Below are 17,129 nucleotides of genomic sequence, written 5' to 3' on the forward strand. Positions count from 1 at the left end.
GCGTGGAGGGGCGGCCCCGGCTCACCGGGGCCGCCCCTTCCGTGTGTGTCGGGGATACTGGACAGGCAGACCAAGAGGGAAAGGCCCCACAACGTGACTGAGATCGAGATCGGGCGCGGCAAGCGCGGCCGCCGCGCGTACGCCTTCGACGACATCGCCGTCGTACCGAGCCGGCGCACCCGCGACCCGAAGGAGGTCTCGATCGCGTGGCAGATCGACGCCTACCGCTTTGAGCTGCCGTTCCTGGCCGCTCCCATGGACTCGGTGGTCTCGCCGCAGACCGCCATCCGCATCGGCGAGCTGGGCGGCCTCGGCGTCCTGAACCTCGAGGGCCTCTGGACGCGGTACGAGGACCCGCAGCCGCTGCTCGACGAGATCGCCGAGCTGGACTCGGAGACCGCTACCCGGCGCCTCCAGGAGATCTACGCGGCCCCGATCAAGGCCGACCTGATCGGGCAGCGCATCAAGGAGGTGCGCGACGCGGGCGTCGTCACGGCCGCCGCGCTCTCCCCGCAGCGCACCGCCGAGTTCTCCAAGGCCGTCGTGGACGCCGGTGTGGACATCTTCGTGATCCGCGGCACCACCGTCTCCGCCGAGCACGTCTCCGGCGCCGCCGAGCCGCTCAACCTGAAGCAGTTCATCTACGAGCTGGACGTCCCGGTCATCGTGGGCGGCTGTGCCACCTACACCGCCGCCCTGCACCTGATGCGCACGGGCGCCGCGGGTGTCCTGGTCGGCTTCGGCGGCGGCGCCGCGCACACCACGCGCAATGTCCTGGGCATCCAGGTGCCGATGGCCACCGCGGTCGCCGACGTCGCGGCCGCCCGCCGTGACTACATGGACGAGTCCGGCGGCCGTTACGTGCACGTCATCGCCGACGGCGGCGTGGGCTGGTCCGGCGACCTGTCCAAGGCCATCGCGTGCGGCGCCGACTCCGTGATGGTGGGCTCCCCGCTGGCCCGCGCCACGGACGCGCCCGGCAAGGGCTACCACTGGGGCATGGAGGCCGTCCACGAGGACGTGCCGCGCGGCAAGAAGGTGCACCTGGGCACCGTCGGGACGATCGAGGAGGTCCTCACCGGTCCCTCGCACATCCCGGACGGCTCGATGAACTTCTTCGGAGCGCTGCGCCGCGCCATGGCGACGACGGGCTACAGCGAGCTCAAGGAGTTCCAGCGCGTCGAGGTGACGGTCGCGGACTCGCAGCACAAGCGGTGACGAGCCGTACGTCGTAGAGGGGGCCCCGGTACTTCGTACCGGGGCCCTTTCTCGCGTCACAGGCGGTGGGCCGCGCCCGCCGGGGTCGCACCCCTGGTGTCGAGGAGCAGCTGCGCTTTCACGGCGAGCCCTTGCAGGTCGTACGTGCGGTGGTGCTGGAGCAGGATCGTGAGGTCGGCGTCGGCCGCCGCCTCGTAGAGGGTGTCCGCGCGCGGGACGGGGCGGCCGAGGATGCTCCAGTTGGGGACGTAGGGGTCGTGGTAGCTGACGGCAGCGCCCAGCTCCATCAGGCGGGTCGCCACCTCCTGGGCGGGGGCGCCCTGCTGGTCGGCCAGGTCGGGCTTGTAGGTGACGCCGAGGAGCAGGACGCGGGCGCCGCGGACGGACTTGCCGTGTTCGTTGAGGAGCGTGGCCGAGCGCTGGATGACGTACTGGGGCATGCGGTCGTTCACCTGCTGGGCCAGTTCGACCATGCGCAGGGGGCGGGCGCCGCGGGACGGGTTCGGGATGTCCAGGGGGACGCCGTGGCCGCCGACGCCGGGCCCGGGGCGGAAGGCCTGGAAGCCGAAGGGCTTGGTCTCCGCGCAGCGGATGACGTCCCACAGGTCGATGCCGAGGTCGTGGCAGAGCACCGCCATCTCGTTGACCAGGGCCATGTTCACGTGCCGGTAGTTGGTCTCCAGGAGGTGCACGGTCTCGGCCTCGCGGGGGCCTCGGGCGCGGACGACCTTGTCGGTGAGGCGGCCGTAGAAGGTGGCCGCCGACTCGGTGCAGGCCGGGGTGAGGCCGCCGATGACCTTGGGGGTACCGGCGTAGCCGTGCGAGCGGTTGCCGGGGTCGAGGCGGCCCGGCGAGTAGGCGAGGTGGAAGTCGCGGCCCGCGCGCAGGCCCGAGCCCGATTCGAGGATCGGACGGAGGAATTCCTCGGTGGTGCCCGGGTACGCGGGTGACTCCAGGATCACGGTGGTGTGCGGGCGCAGACGCGCTGCCAGGGCCTGGGCGGCCTCGGCGACCTGGCTCAGGTCGAGCGAGCGGTCGGCTGCGGGCGGCGTGGGGGCGCAGATGACGGCGGTGCGGACCCGGCCGAGTTCGGCCGGGTCGGTGGTCGGCCGGAAGCCCCCCGAGAGCATCCGGCGGACGTCGGCGGCGGTGAGGGTCCCCTCGGCGCCGTCGCCGGGCAGGCGGCCGCCTGCCAGGTCGGTGGCGCGGGCGGGGTCGTAGCCGATGGTGGCGATGCCGCGCGCGACGGCGGCCTGGGCGAGGGGCAGGCCGAGGTGGCCGATACCGATGACGGCGAGATCTGCGGGCATGGCGGTGGGCCGTCCTCCCAATAGCCGGAGCGGGACGAGCGCGCAAGCCCTGTGGACAAGGGGGACCAGCGCAATGTCAGACTAGGAGTAAATATGACCGTTTTGTGGCATTGCACTGCCATGCCGACTCGGAGTGTTGTCCACAGGCTGAGGGCGGGGTCGGCGAGCGCGGACGAAATCTGGGCATGATGTGAGTCCGACCACACCCGATCGATGCGGGAGGCAGCGGTGAGGACAGCGACACTGGGGCCGGCGGAGCGTGCCGAGTCACTTGCGGGAATGGCCGACAGGGAGCTGGACATCCTGGTCGTGGGCGCGGGGGTGGTCGGTGCGGGGACGGCTCTCGACGCGGTCACGCGCGGCCTGTCCACCGGCCTGGTCGAGGCCCGGGACTGGGCGTCGGGCACGTCGAGCCGGTCGAGCAAGCTGATCCACGGCGGGCTCCGCTATCTGGAGATGCTCGACTTCGCGCTCGTGCGAGAGGCGCTGAAGGAGCGCGGCCTGCTCCTCGAACGCCTCGCCCCGCACCTCGTGAAGCCGGTGCCGTTCCTCTACCCCTTGCAGCACAAGGGCTGGGAGAGGTTGTACGCCGGATCGGGCGTCGCGCTCTACGACGCCATGTCGATGTCGCGCGGGCACGGCCGCGGCCTGCCCATGCACCGCCATCTGACGCGCCGCCACGCCCTGCGCGTCGCCCCCTGCCTGAAGAAGGACGCGCTGGTCGGCGCGATGCAGTACTACGACGCGCAGATGGACGACGCCCGCTATGTGGCCACACTGGTGCGCACGGCGTCGGCGTACGGCGCGAAGGTCGCCAACCGCGCCAAGGTCACCGGCTTCCTGCGCGAGGGCGAGCGCGTGGTCGGCGCCCGCGTGCAGGACGTCGAGGGCGGCGGGGAGTACGAGATCCGCGCCAAGCAGGTGGTGAACGCGACCGGTGTGTGGACGGACGACACCCAGGCGATGGTCGGCGAGCGCGGGCAGTTCCACGTCAGGGCGTCCAAGGGCATCCACTTGGTGGTGCCCAAGGACCGGATCAACTCCACGACGGGGCTGATCCTGCGGACCGAGAAGAGCGTCCTCTTCGTCATCCCGTGGGGGCGGCACTGGATCGTGGGCACGACCGACACGGACTGGGATCTCGACAAGGCGCACCCGGCCGCCTCCAGCGCCGACATCGACTACCTCCTTGAGCATGTGAACTCGGTGCTCGCGGTGCCGCTCTCACGGGACGACGTCCAAGGGGTCTACGCCGGCCTCAGGCCGCTGCTCGCCGGCGAGTCGGACGCCACGAGCAAGCTGTCCAGGGAGCACACGGTCGCGCACCCGGCGCCCGGCCTGGTCGTCATCGCGGGCGGCAAGTACACGACGTACCGAGTGATGGCCAAGGATGCCGTCGACGAGGCCGTGCACGCCCTTGACCAGCGGGTCGCCGACTGCGTCACCGAGGACATCCCCCTGGTCGGTGCCGAGGGGTACAAGGCGCTGTGGAACGCCCGAGCGAGGATCGCCGCCCGGACGGGTCTTCATGTCGTACGCGTGGAGCACCTGTTGAACCGGTACGGAGCGCTGGCCGAGGAAGTGCTCGAACTCATCACCGCCGACCCGACGCTGGGCGAGCCACTCCAGGCGGCCGACGACTATCTGCGGGCCGAGATCGTCTACGCCGCTTCGCACGAGGGCGCCCGGCACCTCGACGACGTGCTGACGCGGCGCACGCGCATCTCGATCGAGACGTTCGACCGGGGCACGCGCAGCGCCCGGCAGTGCGCCGAGCTGATGGCGCCGGTCCTCGGCTGGGACAAGGACCAGATCGAGCGGGAGGTGCAGCACTACGAGAAGCGGGTGGAGGCCGAGCGGGAGTCGCAGCGGCAGCCGGACGATCTGACGGCGGACGCGGCGCGGCTGGGGGCGCCGGACATCGTGCCGCTCGGCTAGCTTCCGTGGGCACACGCCCATGCCGTAGTGGCCTTGAGCGGTGCGGGTGTTGAGCATCGCGCGCGGCGTGGGGGAAGTGGACGTTGGGCCTTCGGTGTGGTTTCGGCGTGCTCGTCCGGGCCCGTGGTGGTTTGGGGCCGCGGCGTGGCGGATACCGGCGAGGTCGGGCGTGCGGGCCTTGTTCCGAGGGGCTGTTGTGCCTCGGCGAGGGGTCGCCGGACGAGTGGGACGGGGGTGCTCGGAAGCGGCCCGGCCTGCTCGTGGGGCAGGAGGGCGGCGGCCGGGGCCTTGCCTCGGCCGATGAGCAGCGGAAGAGTGGCGTCCGTGGCCGGCACGGTGGGTTGTGCCGTCCTGCCATCACGTTGTCGAGGGTCGCGACGGCGACAACGGCCGTCAGGGAACGCGGTGTCGGCATGGCGGCGCCTCCTTGTGCGCGGCCCATCATGCGGGACGGTGGACCCTGGGCGTCGGCCGGTCCCCGAGTAAGGGACAATGAAGGCTCTGTCAGGGCGGGTTGCGCGGGTAGCAGCGGTAGCAGCAGAGGGGACGCATGTCGGACGCGGAGCAGACGGGTGAGGCCCGTCGGGACAAGAGCGAACGTCTCCTCGCCGGCCGATACCGGCTGGGAGAGGTGCTCGGCCGCGGCGGCATGGGCACCGTGTGGCGCGCCAAGGACGAGACACTGGGCCGTACGGTCGCGGTGAAGGAGCTGCGGTTCCCGTCGAGCATCGACGAGGAGGAGAAGCGGCGGCTCATCACGCGGACGCTGCGCGAGGCCAAGGCGATCGCGCGGATCCGCAACACCAGCGCGGTGACGGTCTACGACGTGGTCGACGAGGACGACCGGCCGTGGATCGTGATGGAGCTGGTCGAGGGCAAGTCCCTCGCGGAGGCGATCCGCGAGGACGGCGTGCTCACGCCGAGGCGGGCGGCCGAGGTCGGCCTCGCCGTGCTCGACGTGCTGCGGTCCGCGCACCGCGAGGGGATTCTGCACCGCGACGTGAAGCCGTCGAACGTGCTGATCGCCGAGGACGGCCGGGTCGTGCTCACGGACTTCGGTATCGCGCAGGTCGAGGGCGACCCGTCGATCACGTCGACGGGCATGCTCGTCGGCGCGCCCTCGTACATCTCCCCGGAGCGGGCGCGCGGCCACAAGCCGGGCCCCGCGGCCGACATGTGGTCGCTGGGCGGCCTGCTGTACGCGGCCGTGGAAGGCGTGCCTCCGTACGACAAGGGGTCGGCCATCGCGACCCTCACCGCGGTGATGACCGAGGACGTCGAGACGCCGACGAACGCCGGACCGTTGGAGAAGGTCATCTACGGCCTGCTCGCCAAGGACCCCCAGCAGCGGCTCGACGACGTCGGGGCGCGGGCGCTGCTGATGGACGTGATCCACACGCCGGAGCCCAAGGCGGAGCCGGAACCGGTCGAGGCGACCAAGGTCGTGCCGCTGCCTCCGGTTCCTCCGGCGCCGAAGAAGGCGGCCAAGGCGGTCAAGGCCGCCAGGCCGAGCACTCCGGCCAGGTTGCTCAAGAAGACGGGTGCGGCTGCCGGTGCCGCCGGTGCGCCCGCTGCTTCCGGAGCCGTCGCGGGGCGCAAGGGTGAAGAGGCCACCGATCGGCTGAAGGGGGCGCTGCGGTCGGTCCGTAAGGCGGCCACGGGCGCCGGTCCGGGTACGGCGGCGGGCGCGGGGTCGGGTTCCGGCTCCGGGGCCGGTGTCACCTCCGGGAGCAGAACCGTTCCCGGGAGCGGGGCGGCCGTGCCGCCTGCGCCGAGCGCGCCGCCGAGCGCGCCGCCGCGGGTGGCGCCAAGGGTGCCGCGGCGAGTGCCGCCCAAGGCGTCGCTCACCGACGTGGTGCCGCGCCGGACGCTGGTGATCGTGACCGTGGTCGCCGTGCTCGCGGTGCTCGGTACGGTGCTCGCCTTCGCGCTCTCGGGCGGGGATGACGGCGCCTCCGGCAAGGACAGCAAGGGCGGCGACAAGGCCGCGTCCAGCGGGGCGACGGCCGGTGACGGCGACCAGGACAAGGGCGGCAAGGACACCGGCAAGGACGCGGACAAGGGTGCCGGCTCCGCGGACGACAAGGAGCAGGGCCAGGGGCAGGGTCAGGGCCAGGACCCGGGCAAGGACTCCGACTCGGACGAGGGCGAGGGGCACGACCCGAGCCAGGACGACGGCAAGAAGCCGGAGGACGGCGCCGAGTCGACGTACGAGCACGATCAGGGCTTCAAGATCGGGCTGCCGAAGGGGTGGAAGTACCAGACCACGGGCAGCGCGGGCGCCCGCTTCAGTGGGCCGAACGGTCAGAAGCTGCTGATCGGTTGGACGTCCACGCCCAAGGACAACCCGGTGAGCGACTGGAAGAACCAGGAGAACTACATGGTCCGGTCGCAGTACGACCGGATACGGATCGAGAAGGTCGATTTCCGCGGGTGGAACACCGCTGACTGGGAGTTCACCTACGTGGACGGCGGGACCAAGTACCGCTCCGTCGACCGCGGCTTCGTCGTCAACGGCGGGCTCGGCTACGGAATGATGTACACGGCCAAGGCCGACGACTGGAAGAGCGATCAGCGGCGGGACACGTGGCGGACCTTCACGAGGACGTTCCAGCCGAAGTCGTGACTTCGGACGGACGGACGGTCGCGGGTGAGGTGTGCGGGGTCTTGGCCTGAGATTCGGGCGCTGAGATCTCGTATCCCCTCATTGCGGTTCGCCCACGGCACGTATCGTGAGTGCTTGCGGACCGTACGCAGCCGCAACGAGCCACAAGACGAACGGAATTGACCACCGGGCGGACGGGGAAGGCATCGTGGACGACTACGCGGGACGGGTGCTCGCCGACCGCTACCGCCTGCCGTTGCCGCCCTCGGACGAGTACGAACTCGCCGAATCCCGGGCCTTCGATACGTACAGCGGACAGGAAGTCCTGGTCAGGCAGGTCCCTTTACCGGAGATCGTCGAGGCGGAGGTCCTTGAGGACGACGACCTGCCCGAGGGGTTCCAGTCCCGGGCGGGAGCGGGTGGCGCCGGGGTGCGACGGGCCGCGGCGCGGACGACGCGCAGGCCGACGGATCCGGCGGTGCGGCGCGCGATGGAGGCGGCGCAGACCGCCGCGCAGATACCGGACCATCCGCGGCTCGACCAGGTCTTCGACGTGTTCGCGGAGGGCGGCTCCCTCTGGATCGTCAGCGAGCTGGTCGCGGCGCGGCCGCTGGCGGCTCTCCTCGCGGACCGGCCGCTGAGTCCCTACCGGGCGGCGGAGGTCGCGGCGGACGTCCTGGCGGCGCTGCGCGTGCTGCACGCGCATGGCTGGGTGCATCGGAACATCACCGCGCGCACGGTCCTGATCTGCGACGACGGCCGCGTGATGCTGACGGGGCTAGCGGCCGGGGCGGCCGAGGAGGCGCTGTGCGGGTACGACCCCCGGCCCGTGGAGGCGGGGGAGGCGGCCGGTTCGGCGGGATCGGTCGGCAATGTGGCCGCGTACGAGGCCGGGGATGTGCCGCTTGAGCCTGCCCCCGAGCCGTATGAGTCGTACGAGTCGTACGAGTCGTACGGAGAGAGCGATGCGGCCGGGGGGTTCGCGAAGGCTGCCCGGGGCGGGTCCGTCGCGGCCTATCGGGCGGGGGCGGCGCGGGCCGCCGCTCGGGTCGACGAGCAGCCTTCCGGGGTGCCGGGGCCTCGGGGGAGCGAGGGCGGCACGCACGGCGACAGGGAGCCCGGGACGACGGGGCGGATCTCGGACCCGTACGGAGTCGGCGGCACGAAGCCCTGGCATGGGGCGGTACCGCGAGGCGGCGGCGGCGCGGACAGCGGCAGCCGGGGTCCGAACGCGTCCCGCGCTGAGGTCGCCTCCCGCGCTGACTCCGTGCCCCGCGCCCGGAGCGCCCCCCAAGCCGATGTCCAAGCCGCCCCCCAAGCCGATCCCCAAGGGCAGCGCCCCGACGCAGACGCGCACGCTGAGCACCGGGAACACGGGGAGTACCAGGAACACCGGGAGTGGGGCGCCCCCGATGGGGAATCGGGGACCCCACGTGGCCCCGCCACCGCTCTGGCCGCCGAGCGGGCCCGGCACGCGCGCATGGTGGTCGTGGGGGCCGTCACCGAGCGGTGGGCGCCCGAGCAGGCCGGGCCCGTGCACGAGAACTGGCAGCTCGCCGCGCCGATCGGCCCCGCCACCGACCTGTGGGCCCTGGGAGCGCTGCTCTTCCGGGCCGTCCAGGGGCACGCGCCCTACCCCGAGGACAGCACCGCCGAGCTGGTGCAGCTGGTGTGTGCCGAGCCGCCCGCCTTCGCCGAGGAGTGCGGCCCCTTGCGGCCCGTGGTCGAGTCCTTGCTGCGCCAGGACCCCACCGACCGGCTCGACTTCGAGGAGCTGAGCGGCTGGCTGCGCTCCTTGGTGCGGTCCGCGCCGGAGCCGGAGGCAGGGGCGCACGTCGTGCCGCTGCCGCCGTACGACGCCGGACGACTGCCCGTCGTACGCCGTCGCGGCGAGATCGTGCGCAAGCGCCGAGCGGCCGCGCCCGCCACCACGGGCGGCCATGGCCACGGTCGGCACAAGCGGGGGAGGGGCAAGGACGTGCCGAGCACCGGGCCCGCGCGCGTCCCCCGTGAGCCGCATCGTCTCGGCGAGGCCCCGCCACCACGCGAGGCCGCGTCCCTCGGCGGGCCCGCACGGCTGAGCGAGCCCGCATCGCTCCGCGAGGCCGGTTCGAGCCGTGTGCCGCAGGAGCGGGGCCCGGCGCGCCCCCGGTCGCTCGGGCGGCTGCTGCTCCTTGCGATCCTCGTCGGGCTCGTCGCGGCGGTCGCGTACGCCATGTTCTTCATGCCCAAGTCCGATGACGGGGCGTCGGGTGACCGTGCCGGCACCGCGGGCGAGGCGAGCGCGGGGCCCACCCACGAGCAGAACCCCGGCGACGCGAACGACAAGGACGGACCGGAGAACGACAAGTCAGGCAAGGACAAGTCGGGCAAGGGCAAGCCGGGCAGGGACGACAACGGCAGGTCCACCACGGGCCCCAGTTCGCAGGAGCCCCAGACCACCGTGCCCGAGCTGCCGCAAGGCTTCGTCCTGCGCAAGGACGCGGAGGGGTTCCGCGTCGCCGTCGCGAGGGGCTGGGACCGGCAGCCCAAGAACGGGCGGGGCCAGGTCCGTTACACCCACGGCGGCTTCGAACTGCTCGTGGTGCCGGGCCGCGACACCACGGACAGCTACGGCAGAGACCCCATGAAGTACCAGCGCGAGCACGAGCGCGAACTGCAGCCGTTCCGCGACTCGTCCTGGGCGACGTCCAGCGGCATGCGGCGCATCGACGTCGGCGGGCGGGCCATGGCCGAGGGGCAGTTCACCTGGCAGGACGCGCAGGGCCGCGAGGTCTACGTACGCAATCTCGTGATGGTCGTGGGCGGCAAGTACCACGTGGTGCAGGTGCGGGGCCCGGAGGCCGAGCGGGACGAGGTCTCGCGGCTCTACGAGCAGGCGTCGAAGACGTACCAGGCCGTCGGCTAGCGTCACATTGGGGTCTCCATGGCCCCCCTGTGGTTCCCCGTGCGCTCCCCCCTCCCTAACCTGACCCTGTCAAGACCATTGCGGGGGAACGTGAATCAGAGCCAGGGCCTGCTCCTCGCGGGCCGCTACCGACTCGGGGAGTCCATCGGCCGCGGCGGCATGGGACGCGTGTGGCGCGCCCAGGACGAGGTGCTGCACCGTGCCGTCGCAGTCAAGGAACTGACGGCCGCGCAGTTCGTCCAGGAGGCCGACCGCGCGGTCCTCTTCGCGCGTACGCAGACGGAGGCGCGGGCCGCCGCCCGCATCAACCACCCCGCCGTCGTCACCGTCCATGACGTCCTGCAGTACGACGACCGGCCCTGGATCGTGATGGAGCTGGTCGAGGGCTGTTCGCTGGCGGACGCCGTCAAGGAGCGGGGCCGAGTCGAGTCCGTCGAGGCCGCCCGCATCGGCCTGTGGACCCTCAAGGCCCTGCGCGCCGCGCACGCCGCCGGGGTGCTGCACCGTGACGTCAAGCCCGGCAACGTACTCCTGTCGGACGACCGGCGGATTCTGCTCACCGACTTCGGGATCGCGGCGATCGAGGGTGACTCGACGATCACGCGGACCGGGGAAGTCGTCGGGTCCGTCGACTACTTGGCGCCCGAGCGGGTCAGCGGCTCCAACCCCGGCCCGGCCTCCGACCTGTGGGCGCTCGGCGCCACGCTGTACACGGCGGTCGAGGGGTACTCCCCGTTCCGGCGCACGTCGCCGATCGGCACGATGCAGGCCGTGGTCACCGAGGAGCCCGCGCCGCCCGCGCACGCGGGCGCTCTCGCGCCCGTCATCAGCGCCCTCCTGCGCAAGGACCCGGCGGCCAGGCCCACCGCCGAGGAGGCCGAGCTGATGCTCGCCGAGGCCGCGGAGGGGCGGCGGCCGAGCGGGGCGCAGGCGTACGTGCCGACCCAGGCGCACGCCACGGGGCAGCGGACCGCCACCGGTTCCGCCACGGTGGTCGAGGGAATGTCCGGCGCTGGGGCGTCGTCCGGCGTTGGTGTGTCCGGCGGTCCCGGCGCGGGCTCCTCCGCCACGGCCGTCCACGGCTCCGCGTCCGCACCGCCGCCTCAGTCCCGCTCCTCCCGCTCCTCCCGCTCCTCCCGCTCCTCCCGCTCCTCCACGTCCTCCCCCTCCTCCCCGTCGGGGCTGCGGCGCCGCTGGCCCGCTGTCGCCGCCCTCGCCGTCGTGGCCGCGCTGCTCGGTGGCGGTGGCGTCTTCGGCTTCCTGCACTTCACGGGCGGCGAACAGGGCGACAGCGAGAGCCAGGCGCAGGCCCCCGGCGCCGACAGCGGCCCCGGCAGGACCGCGGGCGGCATCCCCGAGGACTGGCGGCGCGTGCACGACCCGGACGGCTTCAGCCTCAGGCTGCCCAAGGGCTGGAAGCGCGAGGTGGACGGCAACCAGGTCGACTACACGCCCGACGGCGGACGCCGCTTCCTGCGCATAGGCGTCGACAAGAACCCGCAGTACGAGACGGCGTACGCGCATCAGCTTTCCCTGGAGAAGACCCTGCGGCCCAAGCTCCCCGGCTATCGGCGGCTGCACCTCAACTCCAACACGTTCCGCGACCAGCAGGGCGCCCTGTGGGAGTTCGGCTGGACGGCGGGGGCGAACGACACCACGGCGGGCCCGCGCCGGGCCATCGAACAGACGTATCTCAGCCGCGACGGCGTCGAGTACTCCATCTACATGTCGGCCCCCGCCGGCAACTGGGCCACCACGCGGGAGCAGTTCGACGCGATGCTCCGGGGGTGGCGGGAGGGCTGAGCGCTCACGTCCGCCCGTGGGACGGCTGGTGCGCCCCCGGTGCGCACGAGGGCGGCGGCCGGAACCCGCCCGCCGCTCGGTGAGAGCCATTCCGTTCGCACACGTGTGGGGCATGATGGCCGCATGGGGAGCCTGGGAGACCACGCAGGTGGGAGCAGCGCCCGTGTGATCGCGGGACGTTACCGCCTGGAGGCGCGGCTCGGCCGGGGCGGTATGGGGGTCGTGTGGCGGGCCACCGACCTGCTTCTCGGGCGCGGGGTCGCCGTCAAGGAGCTGGAGCGGGACGAGACGCTCTCCGACACCGAGGCCACGCAGGCGCGCGAGCGGACCCTGCGCGAGGCGCGGGCGGTGGCGCAGCTGAGGCATCCGCACATCGTCGTCGTCCATGACGTCGTCGTGGAGAACGAACAGCCGTACATCGTCATGGAGCTGATCGAGGGCGGCTCGCTGGCGGGGCGGATCGCGCGGCAGGGGCCGCTCGACGCGGACGCCGTCGCGCGTATGGGCATCGACCTGCTCGGCGCCCTGAGCACCGCCCACGAGGCCGGTATCCTGCACCGTGACCTCAAGCCCGCCAACGTACTCGTGGAGCGGGCCACCGGCCGCGTCGTCCTCACCGACTTCGGGATCGCGCAGGTCACCGGGGCGACGACGCTCACGGAGGTGGGGTCGTTCGTGGGCTCGCCCGAGTACACGGCGCCCGAGCGGATCGCGGGGGAGCGGACCGGGCCGGAGTCCGACCTGTGGTCGCTCGGCGCGCTGCTCGTCACCGCGCTGGCCGGCGAGTCGCCCTTCCGCAGGGATTCCATCGGCGGCGTCCTGCACGCCGTCGTCTACGAGGAGATACGCCCGCCGGACAGCGCGGCGCCGCTCCTCCCGGTCGTCCTCGGCCTCCTGGAGCGTGACCCGGGGTGGCGCCTGGACGCGGCCGGGGCGCAGCGGCTGCTCCAGGCGTACGTCGACACGGGGCGCATGCCCCCGCTGCCGGGAAAACCGGGGAACGGCAGGCCGGGCCCCGGCGCCGCCGAGCCCGCCGGGCCGCGCGGCCGCCACGGCCGGGTCGTGCTGATAGCCGCGGCGCTCGCGGCGGCCGTGGCGGGGGCGGGGGTCTCGGCCACCGCGCTGCTGCTGGGCCGGGACGGGGACGGCGGTACGCCGACGAACTCGGCCACGCCCTCCACCACCGTCACCAGCCCCACGCCGACGGTGACGGTCACTCAGGGCACCCGTACGCCCAAACCGACCAAGCCGTCCACACCCGAACCCAGTACGCCCAAGCCGTCCACGCCCCAACCGCCCGACGGCTACCGCCTGGCCAAGGACCCCGAGGGCTTCACGGTCGCCGTACCCAAGAGCTTCGAACGGACGACCGAAGGGCCCCGCATCTTCTACGTCTCGCCGAGCGGCACCTACCGCATCGGCATCAAGAAGGCGGACCCGGAGCCGGGCGGCCCGCTCGCCGCACAGCGCCGAGCCCACGCCGAGGGGCCGCGGAGCAACCCCGGTTACCGCAACGGCGAGGTCAGCGAGACCACGCGCAACGGCCGGCCCGCCGCCTTATGGGAGTTCACCTGGGACGGCCCGGGCAAGCCGCGGGGCGAGCGGCACACGTACGACCTGTGCTGGGAGGAGGGCGGCAAAATGTACGACCTGTGGGTCTCGGGGCCCGCCGAGGAGGCGGAGGAGACGCGGAAGTACTTCGACACGGCGGTCGACACGTTCGTACGCCGTTGAGCGCGCGCTCCCCCTGGTCCCCCTCGGTGGCGCGGGCTTCCCGTTGGCGTGGGCTCCTCGTTCCCGTACGCCGGTCATGTCCCGCCGCGTGCATCACCCCGGTCACAAGTGGGGGGCCTGGCTGGAAACCGGGGTGCCCCGCAAGGTAGTCATGGGGGCATGAGTAATGACGGGGGCACCTCATACGGCCCGTACGAGCCCACCAGCTACGGCCTGCAACCGCCGCAACAGCCCGGCGTCCCCGGCCGGTCCGGGCCCAACGGCGGGGCGCACCCCGGCAACCCGTACGCGCAACCCGCCCACATCGTCCCGAACCAGCCGTCCGAGGCCGCGGCCGCAGCGGAGCCCGGCGCCGGCCGGCTGATCGCGGGCCGCTACCGGCTGCTGGCCAAGCTCGGCCACGGCGGCATGGGCACGGTGTGGCGCGCCAAGGACGAGACGGTGGACCGCGAGGTCGCCGTGAAGGAGCCGCGCCTCCCCGACCACCTGCCCGAGCGCGAGCGCGCCAACGCCTTCGAGCGGATGCGCCGCGAGGCGCGCGCCGCGGCCCGCCTCGACCACCCCGCCGTGGTCAACGTCCATGACGTGGCGGTCGAGGACGGGCAGCCGTGGATCATCATGGAGCTGGTCCAGGGCCGCTCGCTCGGAGCCGCGCTCCAGGAGGGCACGCTGGGCGCCCGGGAAGCCGCCCGCATCGGCCTCGACGTCCTGAACGCCCTGGACGCCGCGCACCAGGCGGGCATCCTGCACCGTGACGTGAAGCCCGACAACGTCATGCTCGGCAGGCACGACCGGGTCATCCTCACCGACTTCGGCATCGCCCAGATCGAGGGCGAGACCAACCTGACCGACACCGGCGGCTTCGTCGGCTCGCCCGAATTCATCGCACCGGAGCGGGTGTTGGGCCAGCGCCCCGGCCCCGCGTCCGACCTCTGGTCGCTGGGCGTCGTGCTGTACGCCGCGACGGAGGGCGTCTCGCCGTTCCGCCGCAACAACACCCCGGCGACGCTCCAGTCCGTCCTCAACGCCGCGCCCGCCGCGCCGGCCTCCGCCTCCGGCCCGCTCGCCGAGGCCATCAACGGCCTGTTGGCCAAGGACCCGGCGCAGCGCCCGAACGCCGCGCGGGTCCGCGCCCTCCTGGAGGAGGCGGCCAGGCCTCCGCAGCCCGCGCCGACGCAGGTGGTCACGGTCGCGGGCGGTGGCAGCGGCGGTCGCGACGGCAAGGGTGTCTTCCTGAGCCGCAAGGCCCTCGCGGTCATCGCGGGGGTGGTCGCGGCGGCCGTGGTGGCGGGCGTGCTGGTGGCCGTGAACCCCTTCGGAGGTTCGTCGGACACGGAGAGCTGGAAGAGGCACAAGGCGGCAGCGGTCGCCGCCACCGTCTCCGCGCCGGAGCAGTACGTGGAGAGCAAGCCGCAGAACACCGACACGGACAAGAGCTGGATCAGGTACACCGACCCCAGTGGCGCCATCTTCATCACGCTCGACCTCGCCGAGAAGAAGGACACCTCCCAGGACATCGCGGGGACCTCGGCGGCCCAGGCGTACGCCGACATGGAGAAGTTCAAGGAGAGCGGCGAGACGTCGTTCAGCGACATGGGCAGCGAGCCCGCCCCCGACGGGAAGACGAAGGAGACCAAGTACCAGGAGCGGGCCGCCGCCGAGAACACGGTCACGTACACCGACTCGCAGACCGAGCTGCCGCACGAAGCCAGGATCTTCTACTACCGGACCAAGTCCGGGGACATGTACCGGCTGTGGATCGACTACCCGGGCAAGGGCGACTTCACTGAGCGGGGCCGCGAGGTCGCCGGGGCCGCCATCGCCGAGCTGGAACTCGACAAGCTCTGAAAGGCCCTGATCAGCGGCTTTGTAGCCAGCAATCACTGGCGCGGTGTGAGTGGCCCGTGAAGGCGGATTACCGATGGGTACCCAAAACCCTGACGTGGGCCTACGCTCACGAGCATGACGGACTCGCAGGCCACCGCAGCGCCCCTCGGAACGAACCCGACCGCCCCGGCCCCCGAAGGCGCGCGCACCGCCGCCGACGTGGTCACGCCCGAGCTGATAGCCCAGCTCACGCGTGACGTCATAGGTTCCGGGCGCACGGCCAACCACACGCCGCTCACCGGCGAGAAGCTGGCCGACCTGCCCGAGTCCACCCCCGAGGACGTGGTCACCGCCTTCCAGCGGGCCCGCACCGCGCAGATCGCCTGGGCGAGGACCCCGGTGAAGCAGCGTGCCGCCGTGCTGCTCCGCTTCCACGACCTGGTGCTCCAGCGCCAGGCCGAGGTGCTCGACCTGATCCAGCTGGAGACCGGCAAGGCCCGCCTCCACGCGCACGAGGAAATCCAGGCCGTCGCGGTCGCCGCCCGGCACTACGGCCGCAAGGCCCCCTCGTATCTGAGCCCCAAGCGGCACACCGGCGTCGTCCCGACCCTCACCAAGGTCACCGAGAACCGCCAGCCGCGCGGGGTCGTCGGGCAGATCGCCCCGTGGAACTACCCCCTCGAACTCTCCATCGGCGACGCGCTCCCCGCCCTCGTCGCGGGCAACGCGCTCGTGATGAAGCCCGACACGGAGACCTGCCTCACCGCCCTGTGGGCCCGTGACCTGATCATCGAGGCGGGTCTGCCGTCCGAGGTCTTCCAGGTCGTCCTCGGCGAAGGTCCGGTCATCGGCCCCGAGATCGTCAAGCACGCCGACTACGTCTCCTTCACCGGCTCCACGCGCACGGGCCGCGAGGTCGCGCAGGGCGCCGCGGCCCGCCTGGTCGGCGTCTCGCTCGAACTCGGCGGCAAGAACGCCATGCTGGTCCTGCACGACGCCGACGTCGACAAGGCCGCGGCCGGCGCGGTGCGCGCCTGCTTCTCCTCCGCGGGCCAGCTGTGCATCGCCATCGAGCGTCTGTACGTCCATGAGTCGATCGCCGACCGGTTCGTGGAGCGCTTCGCCGAGCGGACGAGGGCGATCCGGCTCGGCACGTCCCTGGCGTACGGCGCCGACATGGGCTCGCTCGTCGGCGAGCGGCAGCTGGAGACCGTGACACGGCACGTCGAGGAGGCCGTCGCCAAGGGCGCCACGCTCGTCGCGGGCGGCGTCGCGCGCCCGGACATCGGCCCCTACTTCTACGAGCCGACCATCCTGGACGGCGTCGAGGCCCCGATGGCCGTCTGCACGGAGGAGACCTTCGGCCCGGTCGTCTCCCTCTACCGCTTCACGGACGAGAACGAGGCGATCGAGCTCGCCAACTCCACGTCGTACGGCTTGAACTCCTCCGTCTGGACGAAGGACGGCAGCCGAGGCCGCAAGGTCGCCGCCCGCCTGCGCACCGGCACCGTCAACGTCAACGAGGGCTACGGGCCCGCCTACGGCAGCGTCCAGTCCCCGATGGGCGGCATGAAGGACTCGGGCCTCGGCCGCCGACACGGCTCCGAGGGCATCCTCAAGTACACCGAGGCGCAGACCGTCGCCCAGCAGCGGCTCATGCCGCTGGCGCCCTCCTTCGGCCTGAACGACGAGCAGTACGCGGCGTTCATGAGCACGAGCCTGAAGGTCATGAAGGCGCTTCGCCTGCGCTAGCCGAAGCCTGACGCCCGCGTCAGTTCCCAACGAG

General features: G+C 72.4%; 9 protein-coding genes. 8 read left to right on the plus strand and 1 reads right to left on the minus strand.

Going from position 1 to position 17,129, the window contains the following annotated elements:
- Window positions 1-93 precede the first annotated feature (93 nt).
- On the plus strand, window positions 94-1,218 hold the full coding sequence (locus ACWDVB_RS08565; RefSeq protein WP_451518116.1) for a GuaB3 family IMP dehydrogenase-related protein: 1,125 nt from the start codon (window positions 94-96) through the stop codon (window positions 1,216-1,218).
- 56 nt (window positions 1,219-1,274) lie between these two features.
- On the opposite strand, the gene ACWDVB_RS08570 is transcribed toward ACWDVB_RS08565, so the two are convergent.
- Window positions 1,275-2,528 carry a nucleotide sugar dehydrogenase gene (locus ACWDVB_RS08570; protein WP_451518117.1) on the minus strand — a complete coding sequence of 418 codons (1,254 nt, stop codon included), beginning with the start codon at window positions 2,526-2,528 and terminating at the stop codon, window positions 1,275-1,277.
- Between the two features lie 228 nt (window positions 2,529-2,756).
- Here ACWDVB_RS08570 and ACWDVB_RS08575 point away from each other — a divergent pair, with 228 nt between their 5' ends.
- The 7 genes from ACWDVB_RS08575 to ACWDVB_RS08605 all read left to right on the plus strand — a co-directional run bounded on the left by ACWDVB_RS08575 (window position 2,757) and on the right by ACWDVB_RS08605 (window position 17,095).
- The gene (locus ACWDVB_RS08575; RefSeq protein WP_451518118.1) at window positions 2,757-4,466 is read left to right on the plus strand and encodes a glycerol-3-phosphate dehydrogenase/oxidase; all 1,710 of its coding nucleotides are present in this window, start codon (window positions 2,757-2,759) and stop codon (window positions 4,464-4,466) included.
- 550 nt (window positions 4,467-5,016) lie between these two features.
- Complete coding sequence (locus ACWDVB_RS08580) at window positions 5,017-7,092, plus strand: protein kinase domain-containing protein (protein WP_451518119.1); 2,076 nt, start codon at window positions 5,017-5,019, stop codon at window positions 7,090-7,092.
- Window positions 7,093-7,279: 187 nt separating this feature from the next.
- A complete protein-coding gene (locus ACWDVB_RS08585) occupies window positions 7,280-9,979 on the plus strand; it encodes a protein kinase (protein WP_451518120.1) in 2,700 nt (899 codons plus the stop codon).
- Between the two features lie 159 nt (window positions 9,980-10,138).
- A complete protein-coding gene (locus ACWDVB_RS08590; protein WP_451518144.1) occupies window positions 10,139-11,782 on the plus strand; it encodes a serine/threonine-protein kinase in 1,644 nt (547 codons plus the stop codon).
- 123 nt (window positions 11,783-11,905) lie between these two features.
- On the plus strand, window positions 11,906-13,516 hold the full coding sequence (locus tag ACWDVB_RS08595) for a protein kinase domain-containing protein (protein ID WP_451518121.1): 1,611 nt from the start codon (window positions 11,906-11,908) through the stop codon (window positions 13,514-13,516).
- A 159-nt stretch (window positions 13,517-13,675) separates the two neighbouring features.
- On the plus strand, window positions 13,676-15,364 hold the full coding sequence (locus tag ACWDVB_RS08600) for a serine/threonine-protein kinase (protein ID WP_451518122.1): 1,689 nt from the start codon (window positions 13,676-13,678) through the stop codon (window positions 15,362-15,364).
- Between the two features lie 114 nt (window positions 15,365-15,478).
- Entirely contained in the window at window positions 15,479-17,095 is a 1,617-nt protein-coding gene (locus ACWDVB_RS08605; RefSeq protein ID WP_451518123.1) for a succinic semialdehyde dehydrogenase, read from the plus strand.
- The last annotated feature ends 34 nt before the right edge of the window (window positions 17,096-17,129 follow it).

The organism is Streptomyces sp. NPDC003379, assembly GCF_053589195.1.